Raw genomic sequence first — 17809 nt, 5'->3', positions numbered from 1 at the left:
TGGATTCCGCTGGTTTCGATCTTGATTCGGAAAAGTGCGGGGCCGATCGCGGACGAATGATTTCCGCGGTTCCGCTGCGCCGTTCGGCCGCATTTCTGCGCCCGTCGGTATGCAGCGGTGCGGTCGAGCATTGACACCGCTGGCCCGGCCCGGTGGAATCCGCCAGATCATGACAACGTTGTCTGATTCCGGGAATGTTCGGCGCGCCACGATGAACGATGTGGCGCGCCTCGCCGGGGTGAGCATCAAAACGGTGTCTCGGGTGGTCAACGGGGAGCGCGGGGTGCATCCGGGCACGGCGTCCCGCGTTCTCGTCGCGATCGACCAGCTCGGTTTCCGCCGCAACCTGGGGGCGCGAAATCTGCGGCGTGGTGCCGAGACCGGAATCGTGGGCCTCGTCCTGGAGGACGTGGCGAATCCGTTCTACTCGATGTTGACGCGCGCCGTGGAAGAGGTCGTGAGCGCGCAGGGCGCCCAGGTGCTGACCGGTTCTTCCGGCGAGGATCCGGCGCGGGAGCGGGAATTGGTGCTGGAATTCCTGTCCCGCCGGGTCGACGGCCTGCTGGTGGTGCCCGCGGGGGACCGGCACGGCTACCTGGCGCGGGAGGTCGGCACCGGCACCCCGGTGGTGTTCGTGGACCGGCCGGCGGGCGGGGTGGAAGCGGACACGGTGCTGGTCGACAACGTGGGCGGCACCGCGCTGGCCGCACGGCACCTCGCCGAGCACGGGCACCGGCGCATCGCGTTCCTCGGGGACGCGCCGGGCATCAGCACCGCGGCGGAGCGGCTCCGCGGGTTCCGCGAGGGCTGCGCGCAGGCCGGTGTCCCGTTCGACGCCGAGCTGGTGCGGATGGGGCCGCACACCGCGGAGTCGGTGGCGGACGCGCTGGCCGGGCCGCTGCGCGCGGCCACCGCGCTGGTCACGGGGAACAACCGGATCACGGTGCACGCGCTGCGGGCGCTGGCGGGCCGGGTGGCGCGCCCGGCGCTGGTCGGCTTCGACGACTTCGAACTGGCGGATCTGCTGGACCCGCCGATCACGGTGATCACCTACGACGTGCGGGAGCTGGGCGCTTCGGCGGCGCGGGCGGTGTACGCGCGGCTCGGCGGCGACACCGCCCCGCCGCGGCGGCTGGTGCTGCCGACGCGGCTGCTGGCGCGCGGATCCGGCGAGGTGTCGGCGTGAACCGGAACCACCCCCTCGAACCCGGGAAGGTCTGATGTCCGAACCGCTGCTGGAAGCACGCGAACTCACCAAGAGGTACGGCGGCGTGGAAGCGCTGCGCGGCGCCTCGTTCACCGTCCACCCCGGCGAGGTGGTCGCCCTCATCGGCGACAACGGCGCCGGGAAGTCCACCTTGGTCAAGTGCCTGTCCGGTGTGGAGCGCCCGGACTCCGGGCAGGTCCTGATCTCCGGCGAACCGGTGGAGCTGGACTCGCCGGTCGCCGCCCGCGCGCACGGGGTGGAGACGGCCTACCAGGACCTGGCGGTGGCTCCCGACCTCGATCCGGCGGCGAACCTGTACCTGGGGCGGGAGATCCGCCGCCCCGGCCTGCTCGGCAAGCTCGGGATGCTGGACAAGAAGGCCATGCGCAGCCGCGCCGCCGAGCAGTTCGCCACGTTCGGCGTCTCGCTGCCGGACCTGGACGTGCCGATCGGCGCGCTCTCCGGCGGCCAGCGGCAGAGCGTCGCGGTGGCCCGCTCGGTGGCCTGGGCGGACAAGCTGGTGTTCCTCGACGAACCGACCGCCGCGCTCGGCGTGGTGCAGCGGGAGCGGGTCCTCGACGTGGTGCGCCGCGTCCGCGACACCGGGATCTCAGTGGTGCTGATCAGCCACAACATGCCGGAGGTGCGGTCGGTCGCCGACCGCGTGGAGGTGCTGCGGCTGGGCCGCCGCGTCGCCCGCTTCCGCGCCGCCGACGTGAGCTTGGAAGAGCTCGTGGGCGCCATGACCGGGGCGTTGACCCAGGAGGACGAGAGCTGATGCCCGCGACGACACCGAACTCCGAGGTCACCGGAGAGCTCGCCGAGACCCCGAAGGGCTTCCGCGCCCGGCTGGCCGCCTCGCCGACGCTGTGGACCGGGCTGGTGCTGGTGGCGCTGTGCGTGCTGTTCAGCGCGGTGCGCCCGGACGCCTTCCCGACCCTGTTCAACCTGCAGACGCTGCTGGTGCAGGCGGCGCCGCTGCTGATGCTGGCCGTCGGCATGACCTTCGTGATCATCACTTCCGGCATCGACCTGTCCGTCGGTTCGGTGCTGGTGTTCGCCGGGGTGGTGTCCGCGCAGACGATGGAGGCGGTCAGCGGCGGCGACGCCACCGGTGCCGGGTGGGGTGTGATCGCGGTCGGGCTGGTGGTGGCGCTGCTCGGCGGTGCCGCGTGGGGCGTGCTCAACGGGCTGCTGGTGGCGGTGGCGAAGGTACCGGCGCTGATCGTCACGCTCGGCTCGTTCGGCGCGGCTCTCGGCGCCGCGCAGCTGCTCACGAACGGCATCGACGTGCGGACCGTGCCCGCGGCGCTGCGCGAGACCTTCGGCACCGGCACCTCGTTCGGGGTGGTGCCGAACCTGGTGCTGCTGGCCGCGGCGGTCACCCTGCTGGCCGGCTGGGCGCTGCACACCACCCGGTTCGGCAGGCACACCTACGCGATCGGTTCCAACGCGGAGGCGGCGCGGCGCGCGGGCATCGACGTCAGCAGGCACCTGGTCGCGGTGTACGCGCTGACCGGGGTGCTGGCGGGGCTCGCCGGGTTCATGTCGCTGGCCTACTTCGGCACCACGACGATCAGCGGTCACAGCAACGACAACCTCAACGCCATCGCCGCGGTGGTCCTCGGCGGGACCAGCCTGTTCGGCGGCGTGGGCACCATCCTCGGCAGCGTGATCGGCGTGTTCATCCCCGCCGTGCTCGACGCCGGGTTCGTCATGGCCGGGGTCCGGCCGTTCTGGCAACCGATCGCGGTCGGTGCCGTGCTCGTCGCCGCCGTCTGGCTCGACCAGCGGCGCCGCCGGGCGCGCAGCAGCCGCTGACCCGCTTTGCAGCACAACGGTGTGTGGAGGAACAAGTGAAGATCAAGTCGAAGGTGATGGTCGTGCTGGCGGCGGGCGCTCTGCTCGCGGGCTGCGGATCCGGGCAGATCGGGGACGGCGGGGGAGCGGCCACCGAGCCGGGCAACAAGAACTTGGCGCTGCTGACCGGCATGCGCGGGGAACCGTTCTACGTCTCCATCGAGTGCGCGGCGAAGGAGGCGGCCGCGGCCGCCGGGTACGAGCTCAACGCGCAAGCCCCGGAGAAGTTCGAGCAGGCCGAGCAGGCGCAGCTGCTCAACGGCGTCGTCAGCTCCCGGCCCGGTGCGGTGATCATCGCGCCGACCGACGACAAGGCGCTCGCCACCCCGCTGCAGCAGGCGAAGGACAACGGTGTGCAGGTCGTGGAGGTCGACACCGCGCTGGAGGACCGGTCGATCGCGGTGAGCTCGCTGTCCTCGGACAACCACGCGGGCGGCGTGCTGGCCGCGCAGACCCTCGCCGAGCTCGTCGGGGACCGGCCCGGTTCGGTGCTGGCGCTGAACACCAAGGCGGGCACCTCCACCACCGACGAGCGGGCCCGCGGCTTCGAGGAGGAGATCGCGAAGCACCCGAACCTGAAGCTGCTGCCCACGCAGTACACCGAGAACGAACCGGCCACCGCCGCGCAGATCGTGTCCGCGACGCTGGCCGCCAACCCGGACCTGGTGGGCGTGTTCGGCACCAATCTCAACACCGGTGAGGGGGCGGGCACCGCGCTCGCCAACGCCGGGCGGTCCGGTCAGGTGCAGCTCGTCGGCTTCGACGCCAGCCCCAAGCAGGTCGACGACCTGCGCAGCGGGCGGGTGCAGGCGCTCATCGCGCAGAACCCCGCCGAGATCGGCCGGGAGGGCGTGAACCGGGCGATCGCCGCCATCAAGGGCGAGCCGGTGGAGCGGGAGACGAAGACCGACATGATCGCGCTCACCCGGGATTCGATGGAGCAGCAGGCGCAGCACTTCTACCGCGCCACCTGCTGACGAGGGGGTGCGATGAAGGGAACCTTCCGGTCACCGATGACCGGAAGGTTCCCTTCCCCCCCTCACGCCCGCGCGTTCACGAACTCGCGCAGCAGCGCGTTGAACTCGTTCGGCTTCTCCCGGTTCGGCCAGTGCCCGGCGCCGGGGATCACGTGCAGCTGCGCGCCGGAGATGGCGGTGGCGGCCTGCCGCGACGAGGAGACGGGCACCACCGAGTCCTGCTCGCCGTGGATGAACATCACGGGGCAGCGGAGCTGGTCGAGGTGCGGCCCGTGGTTGACGCGCATGGCGCGCCGCCCCAGCGAGTCCCGCTGCCAGTCGGCGAACACCGAGTCGCGCTGCGCGGCTTCGGCGGCGACCTCGTCGACGATGCTCTCCAGGTCGGGCACCGGACGGTCGCCGGTGAACAGCCGCTTCGCCAGCATCCGGCGGGCCAGTCCGCGGTGCCGCGCCAGCAGCTTCGCGCCGGTGGTGCCGATGAGGTCGACGCGGGTGGCGAGGTAGCTGAGCAGGTGCCGGTCGAGCCGGGCCACGAGCCCGCCGGAGCCGACGAGCACGAGGCCGCGCACCCGCCGCGGGTGCCGCAGCGTGAAGCCGGTGGCGATGCTGCCGCCCAGCGACAACCCGACGATCATGGTGTCCCGCACTCCCCACGCGTCGAGCAGCCAGCGCAGCACCTCCTCGCAGGTGCGCTGGTTGGCGCGGCCGTGCCACGGGAGGCTGCCGCCCTGGCCGGGCAGGTCGGGGACGTAGACCCGGTGGTCGGCGGCGAGCACCGGGATGGCGTGCCGCCAGCTCAGCATCGCGTTGTCCAGACCGCCGCCGTGCAGCAGCACGATCGCGGGCCCCGAGGCTCCCGCGCGGTAGTAGCGGATCTTGCCGGCAGGGAACTCGACGTGGTCGACCTCGACACCCTGGGGCGGGGCGGTCATCTGTACTCCTTGTTCGGGACCGGCGTGCGGCAGTCCGGTGCGGCGACGCGGACCTGCCGATCGTTCGAGCAGACGTGGGCGGGTCCGTCGCGTGGCCGCGTTCGAGCGTGCTGGGGGCGACGACTCCGCCGGGGACGGGCGCACCCCTTCAGATCTCGTGCGGGGGCGCCGGTGTTACTCGGCAGGATAGGCCCGCGCCGGTGCGGACGGGCACCACCCGCCGTGCTGCGCGCGGGGCGTGCCAGGATTCGGAGCGTGAGCACCGCGTATGACTGCAACCGTCCGGACGGCCGGGAATCCGGTCTCGCCGCCGCCGCCAACACCGTCCGAGCAGGTGGCCTGGTGGTCCTGCCCACCGACACCGTGTACGGGATCGGCGCGAACGCCTTCGATGCGGAGGCGGTGGGTGCGCTGCTGGCGGCGAAGGGCCGCGGCCGCGACATGCCGGTCCCGGTGCTGGTCGGCTCGTGGTCGACGATCGACGGCCTGGTCCAGTCCGTGTCGAAGCAGGCCCGCGCGCTGGTGGAGGCGTTCTGGCCGGGTGGCCTGTCGCTGATCCTGCCGCAGGCGCCGTCACTGGCCTGGGACCTGGGCGACACCCGCGGCACGGTGAACCTGCGGATGCCGCTGCACCCGGTGGCGCTGGACCTGCTCCGCGAGGTCGGCCCGATGGCGGTGTCGAGCGCGAACCGCACCGGCAACCCGCCGCCCGCGACGGCGCAGCAGGCGCAGGACCAGCTCGGTGACTCGGTGCAGGTCTACCTGGACGGCGGCCCGACCGGGGAGCCGGTCGCCTCGACGATCGTGGACCTGACCCAGGCGGCGCCGCGCGTGCTGCGCCAGGGTGAGATCACCCTGGAGCAGCTCACCGAGGTCCTGGGCGTCGAGGTCGAACCGCTCGCCTGACCGCTGTCCGCCCGTCCCGCTCCCGCGGTGAGGAGTTCGCCGGGAGCGGGAGGAGGCGGACAGGACGGACGATCTTCGCTGATCCGGACCGGTGGTCGTGGCGCGGCTGTTTGCCGATAGCGTTAGCACCCGGATGCGCAACGTGGACAGCGATGAGGAGCGCCGAGCTTGAAGACGCCGTTCCGGTGGCCGGACATCGACCTTCCGCGGGCCGTCGCCCCGCGAGGGTAGAGCCGCCATGGACAACGCACCTCTGTGGGCGCCGGCGGGATTGCCCGTCCGCGAATACCTGCTCGTTCTGCTCACCGCGGCGGCGGTGACGTTCCTGCTGACCGGTCTGGTCCGGCTGCTGGCGATCCGGGTGGGCGCGGTCGCCTACCCGCGCAAGCGCGACGTGCACCTGACGCCGATCCCGCGGATGGGCGGGGTGGCGATGTTCGGCGGGGTGCTCGCGGCGATGTTCCTGGCGAGCAACCTGCCCGCGCTGTCGCGGGGTTTCGACTTCTCCAACGATGCCGCCGCCGCGATCGTGGCCGGTGGGCTGATCGTGCTGGTCGGCGCGTTGGACGACCGCTTCGAACTCGATTCGCTGACCAAGCTCGCGGGGCAGGTGACCGCGGCGGGGATCCTGGTCCTGTTCGGCGTGCAGTGGTTCGGCTTCTGGGTGCCGTGGGGCGGCGACGAGGGGCACATCGGCCAGCTGATGGTGCTCAACAGCAACCAGGGCCAGCTGCTGACGGTGCTGCTGGTCGTCACGATGATCAACGCGATGAACTTCGTGGACGGCCTGGACGGGCTGGCCTCCGGCATCGGCCTGATCGCGGCCAGCGCGACCTGCGCGTTCTGCTTGAGCCTGCTCCAGCAGCACGGCGGCGACGTGACCGCCTACCCGCCGGCGCTGATCGCGGCGTCGATCGCCGGCTCCTGCATGGGTTTCCTGCCGTACAACTTCCAGCCGGCGCGGATCTTCATGGGTGATTCGGGGTCGATGCTGATCGGCTTGATGCTGGCGACGGCGAGCACCTCGGCGTCGGGCAAGGCGGACTACGCGGGCTTCGGCGGCAAGGACCTGCTGGCGCTGCTGTCGCCGCTGCTGGTGCTGGCCGCGGTGCTGTTCGTCCCGCTGCTCGACCTGATCATGGCGGTGGTGCGGCGGACCGCGGCGGGCAAGAGCCCGTTCCACGCGGACAAGATGCACCTGCACCACCGATTGCTGGAGATCGGGCACTCGCAGCGCCGCGCGGTGCTGCTCATCTACCTGTGGGCGGGCGTGCTCGCGTTCGGTGCGGTGTCGTTGACGCTGTTCAGCGCGGCCGTCGTCGGCTGGGTCGCCGGATTGGGCGTGGTGGCGGCAGCTATCATTTCGCTGATTCCGAGAATGGCCGGACGATGGCGATCCGATCGAGGGGCCTGAATGAGCGAGACCGAGCAGTCCACCGAGCAGTCCGCGGAGAACCCGCACGCTGCGACGGTGCGCAAGCTGGCCGACGCCATGCTGCGCACCGCGCTGGTGCCGGGCGCCGTGACGGTGCTGCTCGGAGTCGTGGTGTCCGCGGTGCTGGTCGGTGCGACCGGTGCGTTCGGCGCGGTGGTGGGCGGAGCGGTGGCGTTCGGGTCGTCGCTGCTGACGATCTTCCTGATGCGCTGGACGGGTGGGTTGCACCCGATGTTCGTGATGGCGGTGGCGCTCGGCGGGTACGTCGGCAAGATGCTGGTGTTACTCATCGTGATGACCTTGCTGGGCGGGGTCGACGCGCTGCATCCGACATCGCTGGCGCTCACCATGCTGGCCACCATCATGGTGTGGGCCGGAGCCGAGGTCGTTGCCTTCCGCAAGACCAAGATTCCGACCATCGTTCCTGGTCAGTGACGGTGTCGCTGATCTGCAGCGGGTAGCTTCCCGAAACTTGTTACCCGCTGGTATTGTCCGCTTCGGCCAGGTCGCCCATCAGTGTGGCGACCGTCCACCTCTTACTGAACGTATTCGCGCTCACTAGGGTGGGGTCGGCGAACGTGCCAGATCGCGTATCGGGTACGTTACGTGCAAATCATGACGATTCCCCCGGTGGTGTGAACCTCGGGAGAACCGGAAGGAGCCCAGTTGGGCGCGCTGGTGCTGGCCCAAGGCGGACAGTTCGTACCGCCGGGTGCCGATGCTTTTGACCTCCCGCCGATCTTCGGCGGCGTAACCAAACCGATGGTGCTGATCGCACTGTCGGTGGTGATCGTCGGCGCGTACTTCGTGATGGCGACCCGCAACCTGAAGCTGGTACCGGGCAAGTCCCAGTTCGTCGCGGAGTTCCTCTACGAGTTCAGCCGCAACAACATCGCGCGGGAGCAGATCGGGGCGAAGGACTTCCGCAAGTTCGTCCCGCTGATCTTCGCGATGTTCACGTTCGTCCTGGTGAACAACATCTTCGGGATCATCCCGCTGATCCAGTTCCCCACGATGTCGCGCATCGGGTTCCCGATCGCGCTGTTCATCGTCGCGTACGTGGTGATGCACACGGTCGGTTTCGCCAGGCACGGATTCCTCGGCTACTTCAAGCACGTCATGTTCCCCCCGGGCGTGCCGAAGCCGATCTACCTGCTGCTGTCGCCGATCGAGTTCTTCCAGAAGTTCATCGCTCAGCCGGTCGCGCTGGCGATCCGGGTGTTCGCCGCGATGTTCGCCGGTCACCTCATCCTGCTGGTGTTCACCCTGGGCGGGGAGTACCTGCTCATGGAGGCGAGTGCGGGGTTGAAGCCGGTCTCCATCGTCGCTTTCGCCTTCTCCATTGCCTTGACGTTCGTCGAAGCCCTGATCCAGGTGCTCCAGGCGTACATCTTCGCGCTGCTGACCGCGAACTTCATCGGCAGTGCGCTGGCCCAGGAGCACTGAGAGCAAGACCAAGACCTCCGATCCGCGCCGACTCGCGCGGACCGAGTTGAAAGGTAGTGAAAGTGAGCAACATCGTTCTTGCGCAGGCCGCTGAAACCGCTGGGAACATCAACCCCGGTCTGGCCGCGATCGGTTACGGGCTCGGCGCCATCGGCCCGGGCGTGGGCGTCGGCCTGATCTGGGCCGCGGTCATCAACGGCACCGCCCGCCAGCCGGAGGCCCAGGGCCAGCTGCAGGGCATCGCCTGGATCTCCTTCGTCCTGGTCGAGGTGCTCGCCCTGATCGGCCTGGTCGTGTACTTCATCGCCTCCGCCGCCTGATCTTGTTCACGGCTGGAAAGCGTTGGGAGACGTCGTGGTGAAGACACAGATGCTGTTGGCGGCCGAGGGCGGGCACAGTCCCGTCATCCCCGAGCCGTCCGAGATCGTCGTCGGCCTGATCGCCTTCCTGATCCTGCTCTTCGTACTGTGGAAGTACGCGGTGCCGCGCTTCGAGAAGCTCTACGCGGAGCGCAGCGAGCGGATCGAAGGCGGCATCGCCCGCGCCGAGCAGGCCCAGGCCGAGGCGCAGCGGACGCTGGAGCAGTACAAGTCGCAGCTGGCCGAGGCACGTGCCGAAGCGGCGCGGATCCGGGACGACGCGCGGGCCGAGGGCCAGCAGATCGTCGAGGAGATGCGCGCGCAGGCGCAGTCCGAGTCGGAGCGCATCGTCACGCAAGGCCAGAACCAGCTGGCCGCGCAGCGCTCGCAGATCGTCGCCGAGCTGCGCGGCGACCTCGGCCGGCAGGCCGTGGATCTGGCCGGTCGCATCGTCGGTGAGTCCCTCGAGGACGAGACCCGTCGCCGCGGCACCGTGGACCGGTTCCTGGAGGAACTGGAATCCACGTCGGCACCGTCCGGGTCCAGCAGGTCCTGACGGAGCCGGTGCGATGGACACGCACATGATGTGGTCCCCGAAGGTTCCCCCAGAACGAAAGGCCCTGGAGAGTTGAGCACCCTCGTGAACGCCGCGAGCCGCGATGCGCTGGCAGCCACCGAGCTGCAGCTGTTGCAGGCCACCGACGGGGCCGGGGCCGCGGAGATCACCGGCCTCGCCGACGAACTGTTCGGCGTGGCCGCCCTGCTGGGTCGTGAGTCGACCCTGCGCCGGGCGCTGGCGGACGCCTCCACCGAACCCCGTTCGAGGGAGGAACTGGCCAAGCAGCTGCTGGCCGGCAAGCTCGGCGCCCGGGCGCTGCCCGTGGTGGTCGAAGCCGTCCGCTCCCGCTGGTCGAGCGCGAAGGACCTGGTCGGAGGTCTGGAGCGGCTGGCCCGGGTCGCCCTGCTGGTGCAGGCGGAACGGGCGGGCCGGCTGGACGCGGTCGAGGACGAGCTGTTCCGCATCGGCCGCATCATCGGCGCCGAACTGGAGCTGGAGCGGCTGCTGGCCGATCCGGCCGCTGCCCCCGACGGCAAGACCGCGCTGGTCGACCAGCTGCTCGGCGGCAAGGTCGAACCGGTCACCCAGGCCCTGGTGCGCCAGCTGGTGGCGCACCCGCACGGCGGACACGTCAGCGAAGGCCTGGAGGAGCTCGCGGAGCTCTCGGCGAAGCGCCGGGAGCGTTCGGTGGCGCACGTGCGGTCCGCCGTCGAACTGACCGAGCAGCAGCAGCAGCGGCTCGCGGCCACGTTGCAGCGGATCTACTCGCGGCCCATCGCGGTCCACCTGGAAGTGGATCCTGCGGTCGGCGGCGGCCTGCTGATCAAGGTCGGTGACGAGGTCATCGACGGGACGACCACGGGGCGCCTGCAGTCCCTCCGGCGCGACCTCGCCGACTGACGGCGGGGGCCGCGGCCCGGACACGAACTTCCTTCCAGAACGAACCGAGAGCAGGAACGAGACATGGCGGAGCTGACGATCTCGTCGGACGAGATCCGCAGTGCGATCGAGAAGTACGTCTCCAGCTACTCCCCGGAGGTCAGCCGCGAGGAGGTCGGCGTCGTCACCGATACCGGTGACGGCATCGCCCATGTCGAGGGCCTGCCTTCGGTGATGACCGAAGAGCTGCTGGAGTTCCCCGGTGGCGTCTACGGCGTGGCGATGAACCTGGAGGCTCAGGAGATCGGCGCGGTCATCCTGGGCGAGTCCGCGGGCATCGAAGAGGGCCAAGAGGTCAAGCGGACCGGCAAGGTGCTGTCCATGCCGGTCGGCGACGGCTTCCTCGGCCGCGTGGTGGACCCGCTGGGCGAGGCCATCGACGGTCTCGGCGAGATCAAGGCCGAGAGCCAGCGCGCGCTGGAACTGCAGGCCGCCACGGTCGTGCAGCGCCAGGGCGTCGCCGAGCCGATGCAGACCGGCATCAAGGCCATCGACTCGATGACCCCGATCGGCCGCGGCCAGCGCCAGCTGCTGATCGGCGACCGCAAGACCGGCAAGACCACGGTCGCGGTCGACACGATCATCAACCAGAAGGGCAACTGGGACAGCGGTGACCCTGCCAAGCAGGTGCACTGCATCTACGTCGCGATCGGCCAGAAGGGCTCCACGATCGCCGGCGTGAAGAAGTCCCTCGAGGACGCGGGCGCGATGGAGTACACCACCATCGTCGCCGCCCCCGCCTCGGACTCGCCGGGTCTGAAGTGGCTGGCGCCGTACGCGGGCTCCGCGCTGGGCCAGCACTGGATGTACCAGGGCAAGCACGTCCTGATCGTGTTCGACGACCTCACCAAGCAGGCCGAGGCGTACCGCGCGATCTCGCTGCTGCTGCGCCGCCCGCCGGGCCGCGAGGCCTACCCCGGTGACGTCTTCTACCTGCACTCCCGCCTGCTGGAGCGTTGCGCGAAGCTGTCGGACGAGATGGGCGCCGGCTCGATGACGGGTCTGCCGATCATCGAGACCAAGGCGAACGACGTGTCGGCCTACATCCCGACGAACGTCATCTCCATCACCGACGGCCAGTGCTTCCTGCAGTCGGACCTGTTCAACTCCGGTCAGCGCCCCGCGATCGACGTCGGCATCTCGGTGTCCCGCGTCGGTGGTTCCGCGCAGATCAAGGCGATGAAGTCGGTCACCGGCTCGCTGAAGATCGACCTGGCGCAGTTCCGCGAGCTGGAGGCGTTCTCCGCCTTCGCCTCGGACCTGGACGCCGCGTCGAAGGCGCAGCTGGACCGCGGTGCCCGCCTGATGGAGCTGCTCAAGCAGGGCGCAGGCGACCCGCTGCCCGTCGAGGAAGAGGTCGTGTCCCTGTTCCTGGGGACGAAGGGCCACGTCGACACCGTTCCGGTGAACGACGTGCGGCGCTTCGAGTCGGAATTCCTCGCCTACCTGCGCCGGACCCACGAGTCGCTGCTCAAGGACATCGTCGAGAGCAAGAAGCTCTCCGACGACGGCCAGAAGCTGATCGTGGACTCGGTGGAGGAGTTCAAGAAGCAGTTCACGACCTCCGACGGCACCTCGCTCACGCAGGAGGCCGACGCCGAGGCGATGGACGCGAACGCGGTGGGCAAGGAAACCGTCCAGGTCAACAAGCCCGCCCCGAAGAAGTGACCGGGTAGCCATGGCCAATCTTCGAGAACTGCGAGACCGCATCCGGTCGGTCAAGTCGATCCGGAAGATCACCAAGGCGCAGGAACTGATCGCCACCTCCCGCATCATGCGGGCCCGCACCAGGGTCGAGGCGTCCCGGCCGTACGCGGCCGAGATCACCAAGTCCCTGTCCGAGCTGGCAGGCGCGAGCTCGCTGGACCACCCGCTGCTGGTGGAGCGGGACAACCCGAAGCGGGCCGCGGTGCTCGTGGTGACCAGTGACGGCGGCCAGTGCGGCGGCTACAACTCCAACGTGCTGCGCGCGGCGGAGGAGCTGCAGAGCCTGCTGCGCGAGCAGGGCAAGACCCCGGTGCTGTACGTGATCGGCCGCAAGGGCGACGCGTACTACCGGTTCCGCCAGCGCCCGGTCGCGGCCAGCTGGACCGGCTTCGCCGAGAAGCCCGCCTACTCGGACGCCGCCGAAGTGGGGGAGACCCTGGTCAAGGCGTTCCTCGCGGGCGCCGACGACTACCCCGACGACGGCGGGCCGGACGGTACGCTGGGCGTGGACGAGCTGCACGTGGTGCACACCGAGTTCGTCTCGATGCTGACTCAGCGGCCGACCGTCACGCGGATCGCCCCGCTGGAGGTCGAGTACTCCGACGAGCCGAAGAAGCCGCGGTCGGTGTACGACTTCGAACCGGACGCGGACACGTTGTTCCGCGCCCTGCTGCCGAAGTACATCAACACCCGGATCTTCGCCGGGCTGCTGGACTCGGCGGCGTCCGTCTTCGCGGCGCGTCGTACCGCGATGAAGGCGGCCACGGACAACGCGGACGAACTGATCCGCAACCTCAGCCGTGAGGCCAACCAGGCCCGCCAGGCCCAGATCACCCAGGAAATCAGCGAGATCGTCGGTGGTGTCGAGGCGCTCTCGTCAGCAGGAAGTGAGTGACATGACTGCGACTGCCACTAGCACGGCTACTGGCACCGGCCGCGTCGTCCGGGTTCTCGGCCCGGTCGTGGACGTCGAGTTCCCGCGCGACCAGGTGCCCGACCTCAACAACTCCCTCACCGTGGACATCACGGCCGAGGCCATGGCGAAGACGCTGACGCTCGAGGTCGCCCAGCACCTCGGCGACAGCGTGGTGCGCTGCGTGTCGATGCAGCCGACCCAGGGCCTCGTCCGGGGCGTCGCGGTGCGCGACTCCGGCGAGGGCATCTCGGTGCCGGTGGGCGACGTGGTCAAGGGCCACGTGTTCAACGCCCTCGGGCACTGCCTCGACGAGCCGGGCTACGCCTCGGACGCCGAGCGCTGGTCCATCCACCGCAAGGCTCCGGCGTTCGACCAGCTCGAAGGCCGCACCGAGGTGCTGGAGACCGGTATCAAGGTGATCGACCTGCTCACCCCGTACGTGCAGGGTGGCAAGATCGGCCTGTTCGGCGGTGCGGGTGTCGGCAAGACGGTGCTCATCCAGGAGATGATCCGCCGCGTCGCCAAGAACTTCGGTGGCACCTCGGTGTTCGCCGGCGTCGGCGAGCGCACCCGTGAGGGCAACGACCTCTGGGTCGAGATGGCGGAGTCCGGCGTGCTCGCCGACACCGCCCTCGTCTTCGGGCAGATGGACGAGCCGCCGGGCACCCGCATGCGGGTCGCCCTGTCGGCGCTGACCATGGCGGAGTACTTCCGCGACGTCCAGAACCAGGACGTGCTGCTGTTCATCGACAACATCTTCCGGTTCACCCAGGCGGGTCAGGAGGTGTCCACCCTGCTGGGCCGGATGCCTTCCGCGGTGGGTTACCAGCCGACGCTGGCCGACGAGATGGGTGAGCTGCAGGAGCGGATCACCTCGACCCGCGGCAACTCGATCACCTCGATGCAGGCGATCTACGTGCCCGCGGACGACTACACCGACCCGGCGCCGGCGACCACCTTCGCCCACCTGGACGCGACGACGGAGCTTTCCCGGCCGATCTCGCAGATGGGCATCTACCCGGCGGTCGACCCGCTGACCTCCAGCTCCACCATTCTGGACCCGGCCGTCGTGGGCGACGAGCACTACCGCGTCGCCCAGGAGGTCAAGCGGATCCTCCAGAAGTACAAGGAGCTGCAGGACATCATCGCCATCCTCGGCATGGACGAACTGTCCGAAGAGGACAAGGTGACGGTGCAGCGGGCGCGGCGCATCCAGCGCTACCTGTCCCAGAACTTCTTCGTGGCGAAGCAGTTCACCGGCCAGGACGGCTCCTTCGTGCCGGTGAAGGAGACCATCGAGGCGTTCGACAAGCTCTGCAAGGGCGACTTCGACCACTACCCGGAGCAGGCCTTCCTGTCCATCGGTGGTCTGGAGGACCTGGAGCAGGCCTACAAGAAGCTCACCGAGAAGTGAGCCCTGGTCTTCGTCGCGGTGCACCACCGCGGCGAAGACCCACCGGCAGCGGGTCGGGGTCCGGTCACGGGCCCCGGCCTTCTTTTTCGCCCTTCCCCGAGGAAGGGAACCTTCCGGTCACCCGTGATCGGAAGGTTCCCCTGCTCGCACCCCTCCGGATGTGACGCGGCCCTGCTCGGCCCGTCACCAGGGCCCGCCTGGCGTTGGCTAGACTGCGGGCTGTACACCCGACAAAGGAGACGCGCGTGGCCAACATGTCCGTCCAGCTGGTCGCTGTCGAGCGCCGCCTGTGGTCCGGTGAGGCGACCACCGTCGTGGCCCAGACGACCGAAGGCGAGATCGGCATCCTGCCGGGGCACGAGCCGCTGCTCGGCCAGCTCGTCGAGGGTGGCGTCGTGAAGATCACCACGACCGATGGCGACACCGTCACCGCCGCCGTGCAGGGCGGATTCCTGTCCGTCACCGCCGATGGCGTCAGCGTCCTCGCCGAGTCGGCCGAACTCGCCCAGGAGATCGACGTCGCGCAGGCCCGCGCCGACGCCAAGAGCGACGACGAGGAAGCGCGCACGAGAGCGCTGAGTCGACTTCGGGCGGCCGGGCAGTCGGTCTGACGGGCCGCAGAACATGGGCTCCGCGGGCGTGTGGTCGATCATCGTTTTCGGGCTGGTGCTGCTCCTGGCGGCCGCGGCCCTGAGCGTGGTGCTGGCCGCGCGCCGGCGGTTGCAGCAGTTGCGCGCCGGCGGAATCGACGTGGCGCTGCGGCTGCGCACCGACGACCGCGGGCGGGGCTGGCACCTCGGCGTCGCGCACTACCGCGGTGAGGAGTTCACCTGGTACCGGGTGCTGAGCCTGCGTTCCGGCCCGAACTGGGTGGTGAACCGCCGGGAGGTGGAGATCGCCACCCGCCGCGAGCCCTCGGCGTCCGAGGTGTACGCGCTGCCGCAGGCGGCCACCGTGCTGCACCTGACCGGTCGCGGCGAGGAGATCGAGGTCGCGATGGGCGCGGATGCGCTCACCGGCTTCCTGTCCTGGTTGGAGTCCGCTCCGCCCGGGCGTTCCGTGCCCTGGGCTTCCTGAGCCCGCAGCGTCCAGCGCCCCCTCTTCGGAGGGGGCGCTTTTTCGCGCGCCGGGTCCGGAGGAAGGGAACCTTCCTGTCACCGGTGACCGGAAGGTTCCCTTCATCGCACCGGGTGCGCGGTGCCGCCGTGTTCGGCGCAGACGTCGCGCAGCAGGCCGAGGAACACCTCGGCGAGCTCGGTGGGGGAGTGCGCGGGCAGCACGGCGTGCACCCGCCGGAACAGCGCGGACTCGTCGAGTTCCCGGGTGACGGTGCCCGGCACGTCGCCGATGGCGAGCCGCGGCAGGAAGGCGACGGCGACTCCGGCGGACACCACGGCCTGCGCGACGGCGTACGACTCGGATTCGAACGGGACGTGCGGGGTGAACCCGGCGGTGCGGGCCAGGTCGTCGAGCTGGCGCCGGTTCGGCAGTTCCCGCGGCGCGCACGCCCACGCGTCGGCGGCGAAGTCCCGCAGCACCAGCGGGGATCCACCGGTGGCGGCCGGGTGGCGTTCGGGCAGCACGGCGAGCACCGGGTCGTCGAGCAGCGGCACCAGCCGCACCCCGGCGGGCGGGTGCAGCGGTTCGCCGTAGGAGGCGACGAGCGCCAGGTCCAGTTCGCGTTCGGCGACGAGCGCGTTGCCCTCGGTGGGGCCGAGGTCCACGACGGACAGCTCGCTGTCCGGGTGCAGCCGGTTCAGCGCGGCCAGGGCTTCGGGCAGCAGCCGCACGCCCGCGGTGGGGAAGGCTCCGAGCCGCAGCCTGGTGCGGTGCAGCCGCAGGTGCCGCGCCCGGTCCGCTTCGGCGCCGCGCAGGGCGTGCGCGATCCGGTCGGCGCGTTCGGCGAGCTGCTCCCCGAGCGAGGTGAGCCGGACGCCGTGCGGGAGGCGTTCGACGAGCGCGGTGCCCGCTTCCCGCTCCAGCCGGGCGAGCTGCTGGGACACCGCGGGCGGGGTGCGCCCGGTGAGCTCGGCGGCACGGGTGACGCTGCCGCCCTCGCGCAACGCCAACAGCAGCAGCAACTTCACCGGGTCCATGAAGCTCCACTTTAGCCATCGGAAGCCGGAGTAACTGGCGGTGAAGGCTTCGGCTCGGAAAGACTGGGCGCATGATGGACGCGACCCCGGACAGCGGCCGGTTCACGATCACCGCCGAATCGATCGCCGGTGCGGACGCCACGGCCGCGCTGGAGCAGTACGTCGCCGAGCTGGCGCAGGTGTTCCCCGCCGGGTTCGACCCGGGCCGGGCGGCCCCGCCGGAACCGGGCGATTTCGCGCCGCCGCGCGGCCGCTTCCTGCTGGTCCGGGACGCGGCGGGCGCGGTGCGGGGCTGCGGCGCGGTGCGGGTGCTGGAGCCCGGCATCGCGGAGATCCGGCGGATGTGGATCTCCCCGGTGCTGCGCGGTCGCGGCGCGGGCCGGGCGTTGCTGGCCGAGCTGGAGCGCAGCGCGGCGGAGCTGGGGTGCGGAGTGGTGCGCCTGGACACCGCCGCCGAGCTGCACGCCGCGCGCGCCCTGTACGGCTCGGCCGGTTACGCGGAGATCCCCGCCTACAACGACAACGAGTACGCCCGGCACTGGTTCGAGAAGGTGCTGGGCTGAGCGCTCCTAAGCTGGTCGCATGCACATCGAGATCGCCGAGTTCGACCATCCCGACGCGCAGCGGCTGATCGAGGAGGTCCAGCAGGAGTACGTGGGCCGCTACGGGCGCCGGGACGAGACACCGATCGACTCCGGGCAGTTCAGCGCCCCGCGCGGCACGTTCCTGCTCGGCTACCTCGCGGCGGAACCGGTCGCCATCGGCGGCTGGCGGGTGTACGACCCGGCGGAGTCGGAATTCGCGGACGGCGACGTCGAGCTCAAGCGGATGTACGTGTCGCCCGGCGCGCGGGGCCGCGGCCTGGCGCGGCGGCTGCTGGCCGAGCTGGAGGAGCGGGCCGCGGCGGCCGGGCACAAGCGGATCCTGCTGGAGACCGGGAACCGGCAGCCGGAGGCCATCGCGCTGTACCGCTCGGCGGGCTACTCCGGCATCCCGGCGTTCGGCCCGTACCGCGGCGATCCAGATTCGGTGTGCTTCGCCAAGCGGCTGTGACCG

Annotated in this window: 20 protein-coding genes; 18 read left to right on the top strand and 2 right to left on the bottom strand. The window is 70.4% G+C overall.

Annotated elements, in window-relative coordinates:
- Positions 1-211 precede the first annotated feature (211 nt).
- The 4 genes from LCD33_RS03425 to LCD33_RS03410 are packed head-to-tail and all read left to right on the top strand — an operon-like array spanning position 212 to position 4044.
- Positions 212-1186: a LacI family DNA-binding transcriptional regulator gene (locus LCD33_RS03425; protein WP_224956387.1), complete on the top strand. Its 975-nt coding sequence runs from the start codon at positions 212-214 to the stop codon at positions 1184-1186.
- A 34-nt stretch (positions 1187-1220) separates the two neighbouring features.
- Entirely contained in the window at positions 1221-1985 is a 765-nt protein-coding gene (locus LCD33_RS03420; RefSeq protein WP_224966734.1) for an ATP-binding cassette domain-containing protein, read from the top strand.
- Complete coding sequence (locus tag LCD33_RS03415) at positions 1985-3028, top strand: ABC transporter permease (RefSeq protein ID WP_224956389.1); 1044 nt, start codon at positions 1985-1987, stop codon at positions 3026-3028. Before LCD33_RS03420 ends, LCD33_RS03415 begins: the two co-directional genes overlap by 1 nt.
- Before the next feature lie 56 nt (positions 3029-3084).
- The gene (locus LCD33_RS03410) at positions 3085-4044 is read left to right on the top strand and encodes an ABC transporter substrate-binding protein (RefSeq protein ID WP_224966756.1); all 960 of its coding nucleotides are present in this window, start codon (positions 3085-3087) and stop codon (positions 4042-4044) included.
- Positions 4045-4106: 62 nt separating this feature from the next.
- Here LCD33_RS03410 and LCD33_RS03405 read toward each other — a convergent pair whose 3' ends face one another.
- Entirely contained in the window at positions 4107-4976 is an 870-nt protein-coding gene (locus LCD33_RS03405) for an alpha/beta fold hydrolase (RefSeq protein ID WP_224966735.1), read from the bottom strand.
- A gap of 255 nt (positions 4977-5231) precedes the next feature.
- Here LCD33_RS03405 and LCD33_RS03400 point away from each other — a divergent pair, with 255 nt between their 5' ends.
- The 12 genes from LCD33_RS03400 to LCD33_RS03345 all read left to right on the top strand — a co-directional run bounded on the left by LCD33_RS03400 (position 5232) and on the right by LCD33_RS03345 (position 15734).
- Positions 5232-5882 (top strand): L-threonylcarbamoyladenylate synthase, encoded by a 651-nt coding sequence (locus tag LCD33_RS03400; protein ID WP_224966736.1) that lies wholly within the window; start codon positions 5232-5234, stop codon positions 5880-5882.
- Positions 5883-6120: 238 nt separating this feature from the next.
- Positions 6121-7296, top strand: coding sequence for a glycosyltransferase family 4 protein (locus LCD33_RS03395; protein WP_224966737.1), 1176 nt, complete (start codon positions 6121-6123; stop codon positions 7294-7296).
- A complete protein-coding gene (locus tag LCD33_RS03390) occupies positions 7297-7752 on the top strand; it encodes a hypothetical protein (protein WP_224956396.1) in 456 nt (151 codons plus the stop codon).
- 231 nt (positions 7753-7983) lie between these two features.
- Entirely contained in the window at positions 7984-8763 is a 780-nt protein-coding gene (atpB, locus tag LCD33_RS03385; RefSeq protein WP_224956399.1) for a F0F1 ATP synthase subunit A, read from the top strand.
- Positions 8764-8825: 62 nt separating this feature from the next.
- The gene (locus LCD33_RS03380; protein ID WP_308011215.1) at positions 8826-9083 is read left to right on the top strand and encodes an ATP F0F1 synthase subunit C; all 258 of its coding nucleotides are present in this window, start codon (positions 8826-8828) and stop codon (positions 9081-9083) included.
- Between the two features lie 37 nt (positions 9084-9120).
- A complete protein-coding gene (locus LCD33_RS03375) occupies positions 9121-9678 on the top strand; it encodes a F0F1 ATP synthase subunit B (protein WP_224956477.1) in 558 nt (185 codons plus the stop codon).
- Between the two features lie 72 nt (positions 9679-9750).
- Positions 9751-10581 (top strand): F0F1 ATP synthase subunit delta, encoded by an 831-nt coding sequence (locus tag LCD33_RS03370; RefSeq protein ID WP_224977501.1) that lies wholly within the window; start codon positions 9751-9753, stop codon positions 10579-10581.
- A gap of 63 nt (positions 10582-10644) precedes the next feature.
- A complete protein-coding gene (gene atpA, locus LCD33_RS03365; RefSeq protein WP_224956403.1) occupies positions 10645-12288 on the top strand; it encodes a F0F1 ATP synthase subunit alpha in 1644 nt (547 codons plus the stop codon).
- Between the two features lie 10 nt (positions 12289-12298).
- Entirely contained in the window at positions 12299-13222 is a 924-nt protein-coding gene (locus LCD33_RS03360; RefSeq protein WP_224956406.1) for a F0F1 ATP synthase subunit gamma, read from the top strand.
- Position 13223: 1 nt separating this feature from the next.
- Positions 13224-14657 (top strand): F0F1 ATP synthase subunit beta, encoded by a 1434-nt coding sequence (atpD, locus tag LCD33_RS03355; protein WP_224956408.1) that lies wholly within the window; start codon positions 13224-13226, stop codon positions 14655-14657.
- A 245-nt stretch (positions 14658-14902) separates the two neighbouring features.
- On the top strand, positions 14903-15268 hold the full coding sequence (locus LCD33_RS03350; protein ID WP_224956409.1) for a F0F1 ATP synthase subunit epsilon: 366 nt from the start codon (positions 14903-14905) through the stop codon (positions 15266-15268).
- A 13-nt stretch (positions 15269-15281) separates the two neighbouring features.
- Complete coding sequence (locus LCD33_RS03345; RefSeq protein WP_224956410.1) at positions 15282-15734, top strand: DUF2550 domain-containing protein; 453 nt, start codon at positions 15282-15284, stop codon at positions 15732-15734.
- Positions 15735-15835: 101 nt separating this feature from the next.
- Here the strand turns inward: LCD33_RS03345 and LCD33_RS03340 are convergent, their stop codons facing one another.
- Positions 15836-16753: a LysR family transcriptional regulator gene (locus tag LCD33_RS03340; protein WP_224956411.1), complete on the bottom strand. Its 918-nt coding sequence runs from the start codon at positions 16751-16753 to the stop codon at positions 15836-15838.
- Between the two features lie 71 nt (positions 16754-16824).
- On the opposite strand from LCD33_RS03340, the gene LCD33_RS03335 reads away from it, so the two are divergent.
- Positions 16825-17316, top strand: coding sequence for a GNAT family N-acetyltransferase (locus LCD33_RS03335; protein ID WP_224956412.1), 492 nt, complete (start codon positions 16825-16827; stop codon positions 17314-17316).
- A gap of 19 nt (positions 17317-17335) precedes the next feature.
- On the top strand, positions 17336-17806 hold the full coding sequence (locus LCD33_RS03330; RefSeq protein WP_224977500.1) for a GNAT family N-acetyltransferase: 471 nt from the start codon (positions 17336-17338) through the stop codon (positions 17804-17806).
- The last annotated feature ends 3 nt before the right edge of the window (positions 17807-17809 follow it).

The organism is Saccharopolyspora sp. 7B (assembly GCF_020177435.1).
Lineage (GTDB): Bacteria > Actinomycetota > Actinomycetes > Mycobacteriales > Pseudonocardiaceae > Saccharopolyspora_C > Saccharopolyspora_C gregorii.
This window is presented reverse-complemented; position numbering and strand designations above follow the sequence as displayed.

Bases quoted from the DNA above. Each gene is read 5' to 3' on its own strand.
- LCD33_RS03425 (WP_224956387.1), top strand. From the start codon at position 212: ATGAACGATGTGGCGCGCCTCGCCGGGGTGAGCATCAAAACGGTGTCT.
- LCD33_RS03420 (WP_224966734.1), top strand. From the start codon at position 1,221: ATGTCCGAACCGCTGCTGGAAGCACGCGAACTCACCAAGAGGTACGGC.
- LCD33_RS03415 (WP_224956389.1), top strand. From the start codon at position 1,985: ATGCCCGCGACGACACCGAACTCCGAGGTCACCGGAGAGCTCGCCGAG.
- LCD33_RS03410 (WP_224966756.1), top strand. From the start codon at position 3,085: ATGGTCGTGCTGGCGGCGGGCGCTCTGCTCGCGGGCTGCGGATCCGGG.
- LCD33_RS03405 (WP_224966735.1), bottom strand. From the start codon at position 4,976: ATGACCGCCCCGCCCCAGGGTGTCGAGGTCGACCACGTCGAGTTCCCT.
- LCD33_RS03395 (WP_224966737.1), top strand. From the start codon at position 6,121: ATGGACAACGCACCTCTGTGGGCGCCGGCGGGATTGCCCGTCCGCGAA.
- LCD33_RS03390 (WP_224956396.1), top strand. From the start codon at position 7,297: ATGAGCGAGACCGAGCAGTCCACCGAGCAGTCCGCGGAGAACCCGCAC.
- atpA (WP_224956403.1), top strand. From the start codon at position 10,645: ATGGCGGAGCTGACGATCTCGTCGGACGAGATCCGCAGTGCGATCGAG.
- LCD33_RS03360 (WP_224956406.1), top strand. From the start codon at position 12,299: ATGGCCAATCTTCGAGAACTGCGAGACCGCATCCGGTCGGTCAAGTCG.
- atpD (WP_224956408.1), top strand. From the start codon at position 13,224: ATGACTGCGACTGCCACTAGCACGGCTACTGGCACCGGCCGCGTCGTC.
- LCD33_RS03345 (WP_224956410.1), top strand. From the start codon at position 15,282: ATGGGCTCCGCGGGCGTGTGGTCGATCATCGTTTTCGGGCTGGTGCTG.
- LCD33_RS03340 (WP_224956411.1), bottom strand. From the start codon at position 16,753: ATGGACCCGGTGAAGTTGCTGCTGCTGTTGGCGTTGCGCGAGGGCGGC.
- LCD33_RS03335 (WP_224956412.1), top strand. From the start codon at position 16,825: ATGATGGACGCGACCCCGGACAGCGGCCGGTTCACGATCACCGCCGAA.
- LCD33_RS03330 (WP_224977500.1), top strand. From the start codon at position 17,336: ATGCACATCGAGATCGCCGAGTTCGACCATCCCGACGCGCAGCGGCTG.